18 protein-coding genes are annotated in these 16,385 nt (G+C 43.1%); all 18 read left to right on the plus strand.

Annotated elements, in window-relative coordinates; translation table 11 throughout:
* Positions 1 to 5: 5 nt before the first annotated feature.
* The 18 genes from IRJ17_RS07120 to fliD all read left to right on the plus strand — a co-directional run bounded on the left by IRJ17_RS07120 (position 6) and on the right by fliD (position 16,378).
* Positions 6 to 1,016, plus strand: coding sequence for an NAD-dependent 4,6-dehydratase LegB (locus IRJ17_RS07120; protein WP_173596405.1), 1,011 nt, complete (start codon positions 6 to 8; stop codon positions 1,014 to 1,016).
* The gene (locus IRJ17_RS07125; RefSeq protein WP_173596406.1) at positions 1,013 to 2,188 is read left to right on the plus strand and encodes a LegC family aminotransferase; all 1,176 of its coding nucleotides are present in this window, start codon (positions 1,013 to 1,015) and stop codon (positions 2,186 to 2,188) included. Before IRJ17_RS07120 ends, IRJ17_RS07125 begins: the two co-directional genes overlap by 4 nt.
* A gap of 13 nt (positions 2,189 to 2,201) precedes the next feature.
* Positions 2,202 to 2,906 carry a TylF/MycF/NovP-related O-methyltransferase gene (locus IRJ17_RS07130; RefSeq protein WP_242773995.1) on the plus strand — a complete coding sequence of 235 codons (705 nt, stop codon included), beginning with the start codon at positions 2,202 to 2,204 and terminating at the stop codon, positions 2,904 to 2,906.
* A gap of 28 nt (positions 2,907 to 2,934) precedes the next feature.
* Positions 2,935 to 3,837 (plus strand): ATP-grasp domain-containing protein, encoded by a 903-nt coding sequence (locus IRJ17_RS07135; RefSeq protein ID WP_173596407.1) that lies wholly within the window; start codon positions 2,935 to 2,937, stop codon positions 3,835 to 3,837.
* Positions 3,809 to 4,468 (plus strand): HAD family hydrolase, encoded by a 660-nt coding sequence (locus tag IRJ17_RS07140; RefSeq protein WP_173596408.1) that lies wholly within the window; start codon positions 3,809 to 3,811, stop codon positions 4,466 to 4,468. The genes IRJ17_RS07135 and IRJ17_RS07140 overlap by 29 nt, the downstream gene beginning before the upstream one ends.
* Positions 4,465 to 5,625 (plus strand): UDP-N-acetylglucosamine 2-epimerase, encoded by a 1,161-nt coding sequence (neuC, locus tag IRJ17_RS07145; protein WP_173596409.1) that lies wholly within the window; start codon positions 4,465 to 4,467, stop codon positions 5,623 to 5,625. The genes IRJ17_RS07140 and neuC overlap by 4 nt, the downstream gene beginning before the upstream one ends.
* A complete protein-coding gene (locus IRJ17_RS07150; RefSeq protein WP_173596410.1) occupies positions 5,625 to 6,296 on the plus strand; it encodes a PIG-L deacetylase family protein in 672 nt (223 codons plus the stop codon). The genes neuC and IRJ17_RS07150 overlap by 1 nt, the downstream gene beginning before the upstream one ends.
* A gap of 75 nt (positions 6,297 to 6,371) precedes the next feature.
* Entirely contained in the window at positions 6,372 to 7,391 is a 1,020-nt protein-coding gene (neuB, locus tag IRJ17_RS07155; protein ID WP_242775238.1) for an N-acetylneuraminate synthase, read from the plus strand.
* Positions 7,388 to 8,020, plus strand: coding sequence for an acetyltransferase (locus IRJ17_RS07160; RefSeq protein ID WP_173596412.1), 633 nt, complete (start codon positions 7,388 to 7,390; stop codon positions 8,018 to 8,020). Before neuB ends, IRJ17_RS07160 begins: the two co-directional genes overlap by 4 nt.
* Before the next feature lie 13 nt (positions 8,021 to 8,033).
* Complete coding sequence (locus IRJ17_RS07165) at positions 8,034 to 9,083, plus strand: nucleotidyltransferase family protein (RefSeq protein ID WP_242775240.1); 1,050 nt, start codon at positions 8,034 to 8,036, stop codon at positions 9,081 to 9,083.
* Complete coding sequence (locus IRJ17_RS07170) at positions 9,080 to 9,991, plus strand: Gfo/Idh/MocA family protein (protein WP_242773998.1); 912 nt, start codon at positions 9,080 to 9,082, stop codon at positions 9,989 to 9,991. The genes IRJ17_RS07165 and IRJ17_RS07170 overlap by 4 nt, the downstream gene beginning before the upstream one ends.
* A 41-nt stretch (positions 9,992 to 10,032) precedes the next feature.
* A complete protein-coding gene (locus tag IRJ17_RS07175) occupies positions 10,033 to 10,707 on the plus strand; it encodes an acylneuraminate cytidylyltransferase family protein (protein ID WP_242774000.1) in 675 nt (224 codons plus the stop codon).
* Positions 10,688 to 11,515, plus strand: a complete 828-nt coding sequence (locus IRJ17_RS07180) for an SDR family oxidoreductase (protein WP_173596415.1) — start codon at positions 10,688 to 10,690, stop codon at positions 11,513 to 11,515. The genes IRJ17_RS07175 and IRJ17_RS07180 overlap by 20 nt, the downstream gene beginning before the upstream one ends.
* A gap of 27 nt (positions 11,516 to 11,542) precedes the next feature.
* Positions 11,543 to 12,424, plus strand: coding sequence for an SGNH/GDSL hydrolase family protein (locus tag IRJ17_RS07185; protein WP_173596416.1), 882 nt, complete (start codon positions 11,543 to 11,545; stop codon positions 12,422 to 12,424).
* Positions 12,424 to 13,446: a Gfo/Idh/MocA family oxidoreductase gene (locus IRJ17_RS07190; protein WP_242775242.1), complete on the plus strand. Its 1,023-nt coding sequence runs from the start codon at positions 12,424 to 12,426 to the stop codon at positions 13,444 to 13,446. The genes IRJ17_RS07185 and IRJ17_RS07190 overlap by 1 nt, the downstream gene beginning before the upstream one ends.
* Positions 13,447 to 13,458: 12 nt before the next feature.
* Positions 13,459 to 14,433, plus strand: a complete 975-nt coding sequence (locus IRJ17_RS07195) for a Gfo/Idh/MocA family protein (protein ID WP_173596418.1) — start codon at positions 13,459 to 13,461, stop codon at positions 14,431 to 14,433.
* An 80-nt stretch (positions 14,434 to 14,513) separates the two neighbouring features.
* Entirely contained in the window at positions 14,514 to 14,849 is a 336-nt protein-coding gene (flaG, locus tag IRJ17_RS07200) for a flagellar protein FlaG (protein WP_173596419.1), read from the plus strand.
* 11 nt (positions 14,850 to 14,860) lie between these two features.
* Entirely contained in the window at positions 14,861 to 16,378 is a 1,518-nt protein-coding gene (gene fliD / locus IRJ17_RS07205) for a flagellar filament capping protein FliD (protein WP_173596420.1), read from the plus strand.
* The last annotated feature ends 7 nt before the right edge of the window (positions 16,379 to 16,385 follow it).

Here is a 16,385-nt window from a genome sequence, read left to right on the forward strand (position 1 = left end):
CTGAGATGAACCTCAGTGGAAAAAAAGTGCTTGTTACTGGAGCGGATGGTTTTATCGGCTCCCATTTGACGGAGAAATTAGTGCGAGATGGAGTAGATGTAAAGGCTTTTGTGAATTATAACTCGTTTAACTCATGGGGATGGCTGGATCATTCCCCAAGAGAAATCCTGAGCGAATTGGATGTTTTTGCTGGGGATATTCGAGATCCGCATGGAGTAAAAAAAGCGATGCAGGACTGTCACGTCGTCATGCATTTGGCGGCTCTTATTGCCATTCCATATTCCTACCATTCACCCGATACTTATGTGGATACGAACATTAAAGGGACGCTGAATATTCTGCAGGCTGCTCGTGAATGTAGCGTGGAAAAGATTGTACATACCTCTACCAGTGAAGTTTATGGGACAGCAAAGTTTGTACCTATTACTGAAGAGCATCCGTTACAAGGCCAATCGCCTTACTCGGCAAGCAAAATTGGTGCTGATCAAATGGCAATGTCATTCTATAACTCGTTTGATTTACCTGTCGCTATTATTCGTCCTTTTAACACCTATGGCCCTCGACAGTCCGCTCGCGCTGTGATTCCTACCATTATCACGCAAATCGCGAGTGGGCAAAACGTTATTCGTCTGGGCTCCATTCATCCGACTCGTGATTTTAATTATGTACAGGACACAGTAAGTGGCTTTATAGCGATAGCACAGTCGAGTCAATCCGTAGGAGAGGTAATTAATATAGGTAGCAACTACGAAGTATCCATCGGAGAGACAGCAGAGATCATTGCTGAATTGATGGGGCAATCGATTGACATCCAAACAGATGATAAACGGATTCGTCCAGAAAAAAGTGAAGTTGAGCGTTTGTGGGCGGATAATACAAAGGCCAAGCAATTGTTGGGATGGGAACCGGCATATGGGGACAAAAACGGGTTGAAACGCGGATTGCAGGAAACGATCGAGTGGTTTACGAATCCAGCGAATCTATCGCAGTATAAGGCAGGTATATATAACGTATGATGCGACCATTTTCAGTTGAAGCGGTAGTATCCACTATAAAAGCAGTAGCCGATACCGATAAAGCATTTGTTGCTCTTCATGAACCTAGTTTCCAAGGGAATGAATGGAAGTACGTAAAAGACTGCCTGGATACTGGCTGGGTGTCGTCTGTTGGCAAATATGTAGATCGTTTTGAGGAAATGCTTGCCGAATATACAGGTGTGAAGCGTGCTGTTGCCGTGGTAAATGGCACAGCTGCTTTGCATATTTGCTTGAAGCTGGTGGGGGTCGAGCAAGGGGACGAGGTGTTGATTCCAACGCTGACTTTTATTGCAACGGCAAACGCAGTTGTTTACTGCGGAGCGATTCCTCATTTTGTTGATGCATGTGAAAAGACATTGGGAGTTGATCCTCACAAGCTTGAAGGCTATTTGCAGGAAATTGCAGAAGTCCGCGGCGATGGTTGCTACAACCGAATTACCGGAAGGCGAATTAAAGCGTTAGTGCCGATGCATACTTTTGGACATCCTGTGGACCTAGACGCGATTGTGAGCGTATGCGAGCGGTTCCGGCTGGAATTGATAGAAGATGCGGCTGAATCACTAGGATCTTATTACAAGGGAAAGCATACCGGGAACTGGGGACGTGTTTCGGCACTCAGTTTTAACGGGAATAAAGTTATTACAACAGGTGGCGGTGGCGCAATTTTAACCAATGATGAGTCATTAGGGAAATTGGCGAAGCATTTAACCACCACGGCCAAAAAAATGCACAAATGGGAATTCGAGCATGATCAAGTCGGTTATAACTACCGCTTGCCCAACATAAACGCAGCTCTGGGATGCGCACAACTGGAACAGTTACCAGACTTCCTGAGCAGAAAAAGAAAGCTGGCCAATTTATATCGAGATGCTTTTAGCCAATTGGCTGGGATTTCATTTTGGGAGGAGCAAGAAAACGTTTCGAGTAATTTTTGGCTCAATGCATTGTTGCTGGATCAGGATAACGTGGAGCTTCGCGATGAGATACTGGAGTTAACTAATTCAGAGGGCATTATGACAAGGCCTGTGTGGAAGCTGTTACATACACTGCAAATTTTCGAGGGATGCCCGAGTATGAAAATCGACACAGCGACAGTCATTGAACGGAAATTGATCAATATTCCAAGTAGTCCTGGGTTGATATCCTTATAAAGGAGGAATCAGAGTGTCGACTGTTTTTGAAAAAGGATATGGTTCTCTACAGAATAGACTTGATAATTTTGAGAAATATATTCGGCGACAAACGATGACTAGATTTTTAGCTAGATATGAGTTGTTTAAACTACAAGCCAATATAAAGGGAAGCATAGTAGAATGTGGTGTGCATCATGGCGGTGGCGTAATGGCATGGGCAAAACTGTCTTCGGGTCTTGAACCGTATGCTTTTGATCGAAGAGTTATTGGATTTGATACATTTGAAGGATTTCCTTCTATTCATGAGAGCGATCAAGGAAGTATTAGTAACGAGAATAGTCAAATGCGTGTAGGTGGTTTTGCTACAGGTTACGATTCTTTTCAGGAATTGACAGATGTGATTCAAGAATATGATCAAAACCGATTCTTGAATCAATTTTCTAAAGTGGAATTGGTAAAAGGCGATGCGACTCATACTATTCCGCAATATATAAAAGAAAATCCACATTTATTGGTAAGCTTGTTATTTTTGGATTTTGATCTGTATGAGCCGACAAAAGTAGCATTAGATCATTTTCTCCATAGGATGCCAAAAGGAGCAATTTTGGCTTTTGAAGAAATTCACAACCCATGGTGGCCTGGGGAGACACAAGCATTACTAGAAACATTGGACCTTAGAAAAACACAAGTCAATCGCTTTCCGTTTGAGCCAAATATCTCGTATATAGTCTTGTAGTAGATAAAAAGATAGGGGGAGACTCGCTATGCTAAGGATTTTGACTGAAGCATCCGGGAGCATGTCAGCCGCCTACATCATTCGTGCCATTCGACAAGCTGGTCATGCGGCAATTGCATCTGATATCGACCCGGATTGTGTCGGGCGATACCTCGCAACAGATTTCATTCGGATGCCATCTAAGAATGCCCCTGATCTTTGGGAACAAACGGTGGAAAAACTGATAGATCATAAAGTGAATGCGGTTATTCCCTCGCTAGATGAAACATTGAGTGGCTGGGCAGAGCGCCAACAGCAAATGTCCCAACTAGGTATTGATATAATTTTGTCTCCTGTAGAAACGGTACGTACTTTTCAGGATAAGTGGCAAACTTATCAATTTTTTGTTCGTGAAGGAATACCGACTCCTGCTACGAGCCTTGAGCAAATATTCCCGTTGGTAAAACCAAGGAATGGTCGCGGGGCAGTTGGAGTACGAGTGGAAAAATCCAGTGTGGAAATGGACGGGATGATTTCACAAGAGCTTGCAAGTGGAATTGAATATACCGTAGATGTTTTTTGTGATAAAGAGTCACATCCAGTATACATTGTACCACGTCGCAGAGAAGGGGTTATTCAAGGGAAGTCTACTGGAGGAATTGTAGAGAAGCAACCCTTGATCGAAGAATGGGTGCAAAAAATATGCAGGGCTATCCCTTTTGCCGGGCCGGTTAATATGCAATGTTTTTTGCAAGAAAATGGTGAGATTCAATTTATTGAAATTAATCCTCGAATTGCGGGCGGCATGGCTCTAGGTTTTGCGGCCACAGAAAATTGGATCTCGTTGATGGTAGATCATTTTATTTATGGAAAACGAATCACTCCTAAGCCTATCCAATATGGATTGAAAATGAAGAGGTATTATGCTGAAGTCTTTGTTTCCAACAATTGATTGGGATATTGTGAAATACGTCGGATTTGATATGGATGGGACCTTATATGATGAACTGGAGTTTATCAGGCAGGTGTATGAGCCTATTGCCAGCTTGATAGCCCCATTTGTCAGTTCGCCTGCTACTGATGTCTATCAAAGTCTACTAGAAAGATGGCTGGAGAAAGGAAGCTCGTACAATCGAATTTTTGACGAAATCCTCTCGAATGGTGAATTAAGTGAGAGCGAAAAAGCAGCTATCATTGAGGAATGCTTGCATATATTCAGAAATTATTCGCCAAAATTGGCATTGACACATAGAGTTACTTACTTGCTTCAGCACTTTCACCAAAAATACGGTATGTTTCTTATAACGGATGGTAGGGTTCCATTACAGAGGTCCAAATTCCACGCACTTGGGTTAACAAAGTGGTTTGAAGAAGAAAATGTTGGTTTTACAGGTCTTTATGGAAGTGCATATGGGAAGCCATCTCCCCTCATAGTAAACAAAATAAAGCTTTTACATGATGTGAAGAATCCAAGACAGGTAGTTTTTTTCGGTGATAGAGAGGTAGACGAACAGTTCGCCAAAGGAATTGGATATCAGTTTGTTTTAACCCATTGTTTGCAAAGGGAGAGAGCGTCAAGATGAAAAAGCGGAAAGTGCTAGGTGTGACCGGAATTCGTTCTGAATATGACATCATGTCTTCTGTCTACTGTGCGATTGAATCCCATCCTAACTTGGAACTGGAATTGATTGTGACTGGAGCCCATTTAAGTGATGCTTATGGACTTACTGTTAACGAAATCAAACAAGACGGCTTTTTTATTGCAGAGGAAATCGAGAGTTTGATAAATGGTGACCAGGCTTCTGCGCGAGTAAAAGGCTTGGCTATACAGTTGCAAGGTCTGGTACAGGCAGTAAATCGGATAAAACCAGATTTTTTACTAGTATTGGGAGACCGTGAAGAATCAATGACGACTGCTCTGGTGGGAGCATACATGAACATTCCTGTTGCTCATGTTGCTGGAGGAGACCGCGTAGTGGGTAACGTAGATGATCAGGTTAGGCATGCAGTTTCCAAGCTAGCTCATTTGCATTTTGTTACAAACGAAGAGAGTGCTACCCGGTTGCTTAAAATGGGGGAACAATCTTTCCGCGTTTACAATACAGGTAATCCAGGATTGGATCGTATTCGACAGACACCAGTTCTTTCTAGAAAAGAATTATCTACAAGACTGGGTTTTACAATCGAAGAAAACGAGCCACTCCTTTTGCTGATTCAGCATATTATCTCGACAGAAATTAACGAAGCCTACTTTCAGATGAAGCAGACGATGGAAGCGGTTAAGGAACTGGGAATCAAAACGATTCTAAGTTACCCGAACTCAGATGCAGGTAGCCAGCAATTAATTAAAGCTATACAAGAATATCAAGATCTTCCGTATCTTTATATGGCAAAAAACATTCCCAGACTGGAATTTGTTAATATCATGAGAGAGGCGAGCTGCATGATTGGCAATTCTAGCGCTGGAATTCTTGAAGCTCCTTTATTGCATCTGCCTGTAATTAATATAGGAAACAGGCAGAAGGGCCGATTACATGCAGAAAATGTTCAATTTGTTCCGCACTCCGTTCCGCAAATATGTTCGGCTGTTATCAAGGCTATCTCAGATAGGAATTATCGAGAACAGGTAAAGAATTGTGTCAATCCTTATGGCGATGGATTTTCTTCACAGAAAATAGCAAATGTGCTGGCTGATATTCCTATTGATGACAATCTTTTAGTAAAGGACATTACATACTAATGAGCAGAAATGTACTTTTTATTGCTCCGCATCCCGATGATGAGACATTGGGTTGTGGGGGGACGATTTATAAACACGGTGAACAGGGCGATCAGGTTCATTGGATAATTGTTACGGAGATGAGGGAAGAGCAAGGATTTTCCGCTGAGAAAATTGCGGTTAGAGAGCGAGAAATAGAAGCGGTTGCCACGAAGTACAATTTCACAAGTACACATAAGCTAAAGTTACCAACTACGAAACTGGATGAAGTAGGGATGAGCCTGATTGTGGAGAGAATGGGTGCAGCTATTCTTGCCATTCAACCAGAAGTGCTCTATATTCCATATCCAGGAGATGTCCACACCGATCATAAATATGTCTTCGATGCTGCCGTCTCATGTACTAAATGGTTTCGCTACTCCTTTGTAAAAAGAGTGTTGGCTTACGAAACCTTATCTGAAACGGAATTCGGTTTGAACCCGGATACGAACGGGTTTCGACCAAATGTTTTTGTGGATATTACCGACCACTTAGAAAAAAAACTAGAAGTAATGCGTATGTTTGAAAGCGAAGTGGGTACTTTTCCGTTTCCAAGAAGTGAACAAACTATTCGTTCTCTCGCATATGTCCGCGGATCGGCTGCTGGTGTTGAAGCTGCGGAAGCATTCATGCTCTTAAAAGAGATATTGTAAAAAGAAGGTGATTTTGTGAGAAGAAAAACCTTTATCATTGCTGAAGCAGGCGTCAATCACAATGGTTCCTTGAAAATGGCAAAAGAACTTGTGCATCAAGCGGCAGTAGCAGGGGCTGATGCAGTGAAGTTTCAGACGTTTAAGGCGAAAAATATTATCAGCAAACATGCTGAAAAAGCCGATTATCAAAAGAAGACGACTGATGAGCAAGAGTCCCAGCTTAACATGGTCGAAAAGCTTGAAATGACGGCAGACATGCACGAGGAGTTAGTGGCATACTGCAAAGAATTGAACATTAAATTTTTGTCTACACCATTTGACCTTGAAAGTGTGGATTTATTGGCCGAGCAAATCCGCGTGGATCAACTCAAGCTGCCTTCTGGGGAAATTACAAATGCTCCACTTTTGTTGAAAGCTGCGATGACAGGCTTGCCGATTATTCTTTCCACAGGAATGTCTACCTTGGGGGAAATTGAGGATGCACTCGGTGTCCTTGCGTTTGGATATGTGCATTCGGATCAGAGTTCATCCATTTCAGCCTTTCAGAGAGCGTTCGCGAGTGCTGAAGGACAACGAGCGTTACAACAGAAAGTGTCATTGCTTCATTGCACAACGGAATATCCAGCCCCTTTTAGGGAAGTCAACTTGAGGGCAATGGATACGTTGTCTACAGCATTTGGTCTCCCTGTTGGATTCTCTGATCATACAGAAGGTATTGCTGTTCCCATCGCAGCCGTTGCGCGTGGTGCCGTTATTATTGAAAAACACTTTACTCTGGACAGAAATTTGCCTGGCCCGGACCATAAAGCTTCTCTTGAGCCGCAAGAGTTGAAACAAATGATAGAATCCATCAGGCAGATCGAGTTGGCGTTGGGAACCAACGTGAAAATGCCGACATTGTCGGAACTAAAAAACAAGCATGTTGCACGCAAAAGCTTGGTAGCCGCGCACAGTATTAAAAAGGGAGAGCTGTTAACCAGCGAAAATATTACTGCCAAACGGCCGGGGAATGGAATTACGCCAATGCATTTTTGGGAACTGATTGGAAAGCCAGCAATGAAAGATTATCAGCCTGATGAAGTGATTGAACTATGAAAAGTGTGCTAATTCTTGGTGGAGGTGATCATGCCAGAATTGTCGCCGAGGTGTTGATGCTTCAGGGCTATCAAATTGTTGGATACACAGATGTAACGAATAAAGGAAAGCTTTGGGGTATTCACTACTTGGGCGATGATTCTGTTGTGGAGACCTACTCAGCGGACAAGATTTTGTTAGCCAACGGCCTTGGTTCCATAGGCGATAATTCGGGCAGAATGCGACTCTACCTTTCTTTTAAGGAAAAAGGGTATTCGTTTATCAATGCAATTCATCCAAGTGCAATCATCTCTCCTAATGCAATTGTAGGGGAAGGCGTGCAAATTATGGCGGGGGCAGTTATCCAAGCGGGTACCAAGTTGGGATGCAATACCATCGTCAACACACGTGCTTCAGTAGATCATGATTGTATCATAGGAGAGCACGTTCATATTGCACCTGGGGCTACATTGTCTGGAGGCATAACAATTCATGCGAGTTCTCATATAGGCACGGGCGCTGTCATTATTCAGGGCATCGTAGTAGGAACGTCGAGCATCATCGGAGCTGGGACCGTAGTGATAAGGGATGTCCCGGAACAGACGAAGGTAGTGGGAGTACCTGCTAAAATAATTGGGACTTGCAGCTAGAAAGGTGTGAGGAATAGTGAACTGGAGAGATCTGCTAGTATCTCCTCAAACTCCTATCATTAATACGTTGGAAATTATAGATAAAAATGCACGGCAAATTGCACTTGTAGTGGATGAAGAAGATCGCTTGCTGGGTACTGTAACCGATGGTGATATACGTAGAGGCTTGTTAAAGGGACGAGCTTTGACCGATCATATTTCTTTAGTAATGAACTCGTTCCCTACTGTGGCCTCTCCCTACGATACTAGGGATAATGTGCTGGCTTTGATGAAAATTAAACAGCTCCACCAGATCCCGGTTGTTGACGAGGATGGTCGGATTGTTCATGTGGAAATTTTAGATGAACTGCTTAGGCCGAAGAAGAAGGAAAACTGGGTCGTATTAATGGCCGGGGGTTTGGGAACCCGGTTACATCCCCTCACGCATGATTGCCCTAAACCGCTTTTAAAGGTGGGGGACAAACCAATATTAGAAACGATCTTGCAAAGCTTTGTAGACCAAGGCTTCTATAAATTTTATATCTCAGTGAAGTATAAAGCAGAGATGATCCAGAAACATTTTGGATCAGGTGAGCGATGGGGTGTGACGATTCGCTATATTGAAGAACAGCAATCTTTAGGGACGGCAGGAGCACTGAGCTTGTTGCCGGCAAGACCGACTGATCCATTTTTGGTCATGAATGGCGATTTATTGACGAAGGTACATTTTGAACAATTGCTTGACTTTCATAAGAACTATCAGGCTCATGCAACTATGTGTGTTCGTGAGTACGATCATCAGATTCCGTACGGGGTAGTCAGACTGGACAAGCAGCGGTTGACAAGCATTGAAGAGAAGCCAATACAGCGCTTTTTTGTGAATGCTGGAATCTATGTGTTGAATCCAAGTGTACTTGAATATATCCCGCATAACACATATCTGGATATGCCAAGCCTGTTCGACAAGCTATTGAAAGAAGCAAAAGATACGATTGCGTTCCCGATTCGAGAGTATTGGTTGGACATTGGGCGAATCACAGACTTTGAGAAAGCGAATAGGGAATACATGGAGGTATTCAGTTGAAGGCACTTGTTATTGGCTTCGGGTCTATCGGGATGCGGCATGCGAGAGTGCTAACCAGTCTTGGTTGTAAAGTAGCTGTTGTGAGTCGTCGTGAAATTGAATGGGATTGTTATTATCCTTCTATTTCGGAAGCGTTAATAAGAGAAGAGCCTGACTATGTCATTGTAGCTAACAGAACATCCGAACATTTAGCCACCATCTCAGAATTAAATGCGAACGGATTTAAAGGGAAAGTCCTTATAGAAAAGCCGATATTTGATCATGAATGTAACATGCCCAACAACTCTTTTCAAAAATTATATGTGGGCTATAATCTTCGCTTTCATCCAGGTATTCAAAAATTACGGTCGCTATTAGCCAATAAAACAGTTTTATCTTTTCATGTATATACAGGTCAGTATCTTCCGCAGTGGCGCCCTCAGGCTGATTATAGAGAGTCTTACTCTGCGAGCAAAGAAAAGGGGGGCGGTGTTTTACGAGATTTGAGCCATGAACTTGATTATACGAATTGGTTACTAGGAGGCTGGGAAAGCCTGACTGCGGTAGGCGGGAAGTTCAGTGAACTCGAGATAAGCAGCGACGATGTGTACACGCTATTGATGAGAACAAAGCTTTGCCCTGCTGTAACCATCAGTGTGAATTATTTAGATCGAGTTGCGAAACGTTTTGTAATAGTGAATACAGACCACGGCACCATAAAGCTGGACATGATTCAAAATACGATAACAGTAAACGAGGAACACACGGATTTTAACGTATCACGTGATTTTACGTATATCGAGCAACACAGAGCTGCTTTGAGTGGAGTGGATCATGACATTTGCCGATCTGATGAAGCTATGCAAGTAATGAGCATGATAAAAGCAGCAGAAGAGGCAAATGAGAAACGGAGTTGGGTCACAAGATGAAGAGGTTATGTACCATTTGTGCCAGAGGAGGATCAAAAGGGGTGAAAAATAAAAATATACGCCCCTTGCTAGGTCATCCTCTCATTGCGTTTAGCATTAAGCAGGCGAAGGCTTCTGGAATGTTTGAATGTGTAGCGGTCAGCAGTGATTCTAGCGAAATACTGGAGGCAGCCAGAAAGTATGGTGCAGACATACTGATTGAACGTCCCAGCGAGATGGCAACTGATGAGTCAGCGAAATTACCGGCTATCCAGCATTGTGTAACAACCGTGGAGCAACAGATGAAAACGACTTTTGATATTGTTGTCGATATGGATGCGACTTCTCCATTGAGATATGTAGAGGACATTCAAGAGGCTATTCGGATTCTGGAAGAACAAGATGGAGCTAACTTGATAACGGGTGCCCCTGCCAGAAGGTCTCCATATTTTAACTTGGTTGAACTCGACTCGAATAATATTGTCCGCTTGTCGAAGCCATTGGAGCGACAGGTTGTTAGAAGACAGGATTCTCCAAAGTGTTTTGATATGAATGCTTCTATTTATGTGTGGAAGCGCGAAGAATTTTTCGCTCAGAAAACTCTCTTTAATGAAAAGACGTTGCTGTATGTAATGCCTGAGGATCGCTCGATCGATATTGATTCGGAAATTGATTTTAAATTTGTCGAGTTTTTAATGAGCGAAAAGAGGGAGAAATATGAAACCTTATTTGTATAAAAATATGTTTAGCTTAGAAGGAAAGACCGCTATTGTAACGGGGGGACTTGGGATACTCGGCAAGCAAATTTGTCAGGGACTTGCTGAATTCGGTGCCAATGTTGCTGTTATTGATTTAAATCAACAGGAAGCAGAAGAGTTTTCCAAAGAGCTTTCAGAGTCCTTTGGTGTCAAGTGTTTGGGGGTAGCATGTGATGTCTCCTCGCCAACATCTGTGAAAGAAATGGTAAATGAAGTTGTCAAAACGTTGGGGGAGATTCATGTTCTTCACAACAATGCTGCAAGCAAGTCCAAAGATTTAGATGCATTTTTCTCGCCGTTCGAAGAGTATTCTATGGATCAATGGCGTGAAATTATGTCCGTCAATATCGATGGCATGTTTTTGGTTGCTCAATCAGTAGGGAAGCAAATGGTACAGCAGGGAAAAGGGGGATCTATTATTCAAACGGCATCGATCTACGGGATCGTAGCTCCGGATAATAGAATTTATGAAGGGTCCCATTATTTAGGGCGGCAGATTAACACCCCTGCCGTTTATTCGGCTTCTAAGGCATCAGTCGTCGGACTGACTAAATATTTGGCTAGCTATTGGGCTCCGCAGGAAATTCGTGTCAATACTCTGATTCCTGGTGGAATTCAAAGCGGCCAAAATGAAGTCTTTATTGAGAAATACTCTAATCGTGTTCCGTTAGGCAGAATGGGAAGACCAGATGAGATTGTAGGGGTAATGGTGTACTTGGCTTCTGATGCATCGAGTTACGTAACGGGTCAGCAATTTGTAATTGACGGTGGTTTGTCAGCCTGGTAATGGAAAAATCGACATAGGGTGGATTTCATGAACATACTTATTTTGGGTGATTCCCTTGCTTTGCCGCGCCCTCACCGAATTAACAACTTTGATCCAGTTGTTGATAAAGAGTTGGCCGTTCATTTTAACGAGACGTACGGGTATCTTTTAGAGAAAGAGTTGCGTTCCAACTATCCTGAAGCGGACATAAGCGTAACGAATCGTGCTCAACGCTTCTCTACCATCAAGGATATTCACGAACAATTTGCAAACCATTTGTTCTTCTTTCAACCAGACGTAATTGTCCTTCAAGTAGGGATTGTCGACTGTTGGTTTCGAGAAAATTTGGGCGGGAAACAGCTTGTTGAGATTGGCGACTTTGAGAGATTCTACAGAGAGATTCTCTACCTTGCTGAGATGCGTCCTCAGACGAAACTGGTTGTTTTGGGAATTTGCAAAACTTCAATGAAGATGGAGCAACGCTATCCCGGAATCTTGCATCAAATATCTGCATACAACCAAGTTTTGAAAAGTGGTGCAAACCGTCACCAAGTATTTTTCATTGATATGGAATCACATGTTGATGCTTATCATCCGCATACGTATTTGTTGCCGGATGACCATCATTTGAATAAAAGAGGAAATGAGCTTGTAAGTCGGCATCTCCTCCAGATTACACGAGCCTTTTATGAGAACGTATTGGGGTGTCGATGCTTTGAAGAGGATATGCATAGGAGTTATATGCATTTTTCCCAATCATTCGAGGCATACCCTTATTACGGCGACAACTTGTACAACCTGATTGCTCTTTCGTATCAAATGAACGACTTTGGGAAAACCACTGAATATATCAAATTCGTTCGACAAAATAAAATTCAGCATCCTGTTTTACCTGAGCTTGTTGAAACGATCAAGGAGCAAATGAAGTGATGAAAACAATTGGGATTGTTGGACTTGGTCCGATGGGGCTTAGGTACGTAGAAGTGATGAAAAAAATGGAACAGATTAAACTGGCAGTAGTGGACTTGAGGCAAGAAGCAATTCAGCAAGTGAAAGAGCGGCAATTGAAGCATGAGGTCGTCGCCTATTCATCTCATGCGGACATGCTTCAACATGAGCAACTTGACGTTCTGATCATTGCAACGAACGGCCCCAGCCACTACCCCATCTATCTGGATGCGGTAAAGCATGGCGTGAAACGTATCATCTGCGAAAAACCGATCGCAACTTCTATTGCCCAAGCTAGGGAAATGGTTGAAATTGCCCGCGCAGAAGGCATTACCCTGGCTGTCAATCATGGGCGACGATGGTCAAAGGATTATGTATCGTTACGGGAAAAGCTGCGCAGCGGAATTATCGGTTCAGTGGAAAGTATCATGTTTTCAATGGGCGGCGGACAAATGGGGTGCAACGGTACCCATTTTATCGATCTTGCTGGTTATTTGCTGGAGCAAAATGTAGTACAAGTTTGCGGATTCCTGAATGATGAAAATATAGCGAACCCGAGAGGGGCTAATTTTAAAGACCCAGGTGGATATGCGATTGTCCATTTTGAAGCGGGCGCACGCATGTTTTTTGAGATGGCAGAAGATTTGGGGATTCCTCCGTTGATGGTTATTAATGGGAAATGCGGGCGTGTTACGATCAACGAAATAGAGCGCTTCTATTTGATTGAAACAAGAAACGAGGACGATTGGGCACTGCCAGTGACTCGTTATGGAACACCATTGCGGCGAGTTGAAAAAGAGAAATTGGAACTCGATATTCACGCTTTAAGTCATGATCTGCTGCAAGCTGTATTTCAGGATGAGGCACCTGCTGACCCCGAGTATGCGGTCAAGGCTCTAGAAGCTGTGATCGGGATTCATCTGTCCCATGAAAAGGGTAATAAACAAATTGCCTTACCGATTGCGGATGAGGAGTGCATAAATCGATTATTCAAATTTACGTAAAGGAGCGATTCGATGATTTCTCTGGGCATAATTGGAACGGGGACGATTGCTCCTTCTTATATTCAAGCAATCAATTGGCTAAACGAGAACCATGACGAGAAGATTCAAGTTGTAGCGGCGGTAAATCGTACCGAGATTGGTAACCAAAGGGCGCGGTGCGATTTAAACATACCTCGGACGTATACGAGCATTTCTGACATGCTTTCTTTTGAAAAGTTGGACGGTATCGTAGTTGCGGTTCCAGCTACAGCAATCTATGATATTGCACTTGAATTAATCCCATACCGAATACCAGTGCTATTAGAGAAGCCGCCCGGACTAACGAAACAGCAAGCCAATCATCTATCAGAGATGTCCAGACAGTTTAAAACCAGTGTGATGGTAGCCTTTAACCGTCGATTTTACAGCGTGGTTCGCCAAGCGAAGCTGCTAATTGATGAAATGGGAGGGCTGCTTGGGATGAGGATGGACGTATTTGAGCGGTACCGGACTCTCCGAGAAGCGAATTATCCAGAGGAAAAATTAGAAATGCTCTTTACCGGAAACAGTATCCATTGCATTGACTTAATTCGATACTATTGTGGCGAGACAAAAGCGGTAAATACGTTTCAAAATCCGCTAAAGGCAGAGCCATTGAATCATCGATATGCAGCCCTGATTGTATCACAAACAGATGTACCGATTACTTTTCAGGCGTATTGGCATGCATTGGGGAATTGGAATTACGAGCTTTACATCCCTGACGGTAAGATTCAATTTACAAACTTAGAGGAAGCGGTTGTTTTCTTTCGAAATCGCGAGCCTTATCGATTACTTCCGGATGAGGCTGATGTCGGTGCGAAGCCGGGATTCGCTGCACAACTTAAGTATTTTGTTACCAACGTGAGCAGTAATCGAACAGATGCTACTTACGAGGGAAGTATGTCTATCCATGATGCAGTACATACAATGTCTTTAGTCGAGAAATTGAACAATAGTACTGGGTAGAAAGCACGAAGAGAAAGTAAAGCTTTATCGTGAAAAAACCGATAACTAACATAAGAAATGATTCTTGAGGAGGATCAGGAATGGATGTCGGTTCAATTCACAATTATGGAAAAGCAAAGCCATTCACAGAGTTAAACCAGAGTCAAAATCCGCCAGTGGAAAAGCAGGCACCACTTCAAGAGCGAGTAGAAACGAAGCGAGAAATTGAGCAGGAGTTAGCGGGCATCAACAAGTGGCTGCAAACTACCAGCTCGCATGTGAAATTTACCCTCCATGAAGAACTAAACGAGTATTATGTACAGATTATTAACGATCAGACGAATGAAGTCATACGAGAAATACCTTCAAAGAAAATGATGGATATGGCTGCCAAAATGCACGAAATGATCGGACTGCTTGTTGACGAGAAGAGATAGGAGGTATAAAGATGGGTATTCGAATTAGTGGTATGGCTTCTGGAATGGACACGGAGAAAATTATCAAGGATCTGATGAAAGCACAGCGTGAACCTGTTAATCGCTTGCAGCGGAACAAGTATAGCACTGAGTGGAAACGCGACGCTTACCGGGATATGAACAGTATTCTGGTTGACTTGCAAAACACGATTAAGGGTCTTCGCATGGCGAGTAGTTTTAACAAAAAGATAGCTGCTTCAGAGAACGAAAGCATTGCCTCTGCCAAAGTGGTAGGCAAGCCTTCCTTGTCATCTTACACTGTTGAGGTTACCAAGTTGGCGAAAGCAGGGACTCCACCTACTGCTGAGTTCAATACCTCGGTGACTGATTCAAAGGCTGCTGTTGGGGGATCCGATTTTACTTTTACCATTAGCAAGGATACGAACGGTGATGGTAGCATTAATGGATCGGACGCTACAGGAGTGACAATTTCAGTTGCAGGAGCCAATGATTCTTTAGAGGCGATTGTGAACAAAATTAACAGTGCAAATGCTGGTGTAAAAGCTAGTGTATTTAACAATAAGTTAGTAATGACCTCAGAGGACGGAAAAACATTCCAGGTACAGGCTTCTGCCAGCAACAACTTAGATATCGATACCGCTGTTAAGACTTCCACTGCCGGAACAGCAGGAGAAGAGGCAAAATTTAAAATTAACGGGGTAGAATATACCTCACCTACAAACACGATTTCTTTTGACGGTATGGAGATCACGTTAAAACAGGCAAGCGCAGGTGGTCCAGTAGTCGTTAGCACCAAGACTGACGAAGATGCCGTTTACAACATGGTAAAAGATTTTGTCGATAAATATAATGCGGTCATTGAAACGATCAACAAGAAAATCTCTGAACCGAAAAATAAAGGCTACCAACCGTTGCTTGACGAAGAAAAAGAAGAACTCCCGGAAAAAACCGCAGAGAAACTGGAGGCTATGGCCAAGAGCGGAATTTTGTTAAGGGATCCTATTCTGTCGAGCGGATTGAACGAACTGCGCCGCGCCATAAGCACGCCTTTGCAAGCAACAGGTATCAATAAAGCATTCGATACTCTTTCCGAAATTGGAATTACAGGTGCTCCTAGCGGTAAAAATGCCTATTTGGAAAATGGTAAGCTATACCTCGACGAGACTAAACTTCGTGAAGCGATTCGAAATAATGGCGATGATGTTCTGAAGCTTTTCACCAATTATAGCGATGAGAAAACCGATCTCGGAAAGAAATACAATGAAAGTGGCGTAGCAGAACGTCTGTATAGTCAATTGAATCAAGTCATGGACAAAATTACGAAAGAAGCTGGTGCAGCAGGCACAATCGCGGATAATAGCGTTTTGAGCAAGAAAATCCAGCAAACAGATGATGATATTTCTCGCTGGGAAGACCGGCTGAAAGTTATCGAAGATCGTTACTGGAAACAATTTTCAGCAATGGAAAAAGCGATGTCCCAAGCCCAATCTCAAGGCTCTTGGTTCGCCCAAATGCTAGGCAAGAGCTAAAAAGGAG

Source organism: Brevibacillus parabrevis, assembly GCF_022701015.1.
Taxonomy (GTDB): domain Bacteria; phylum Bacillota; class Bacilli; order Brevibacillales; family Brevibacillaceae; genus Brevibacillus; species Brevibacillus parabrevis.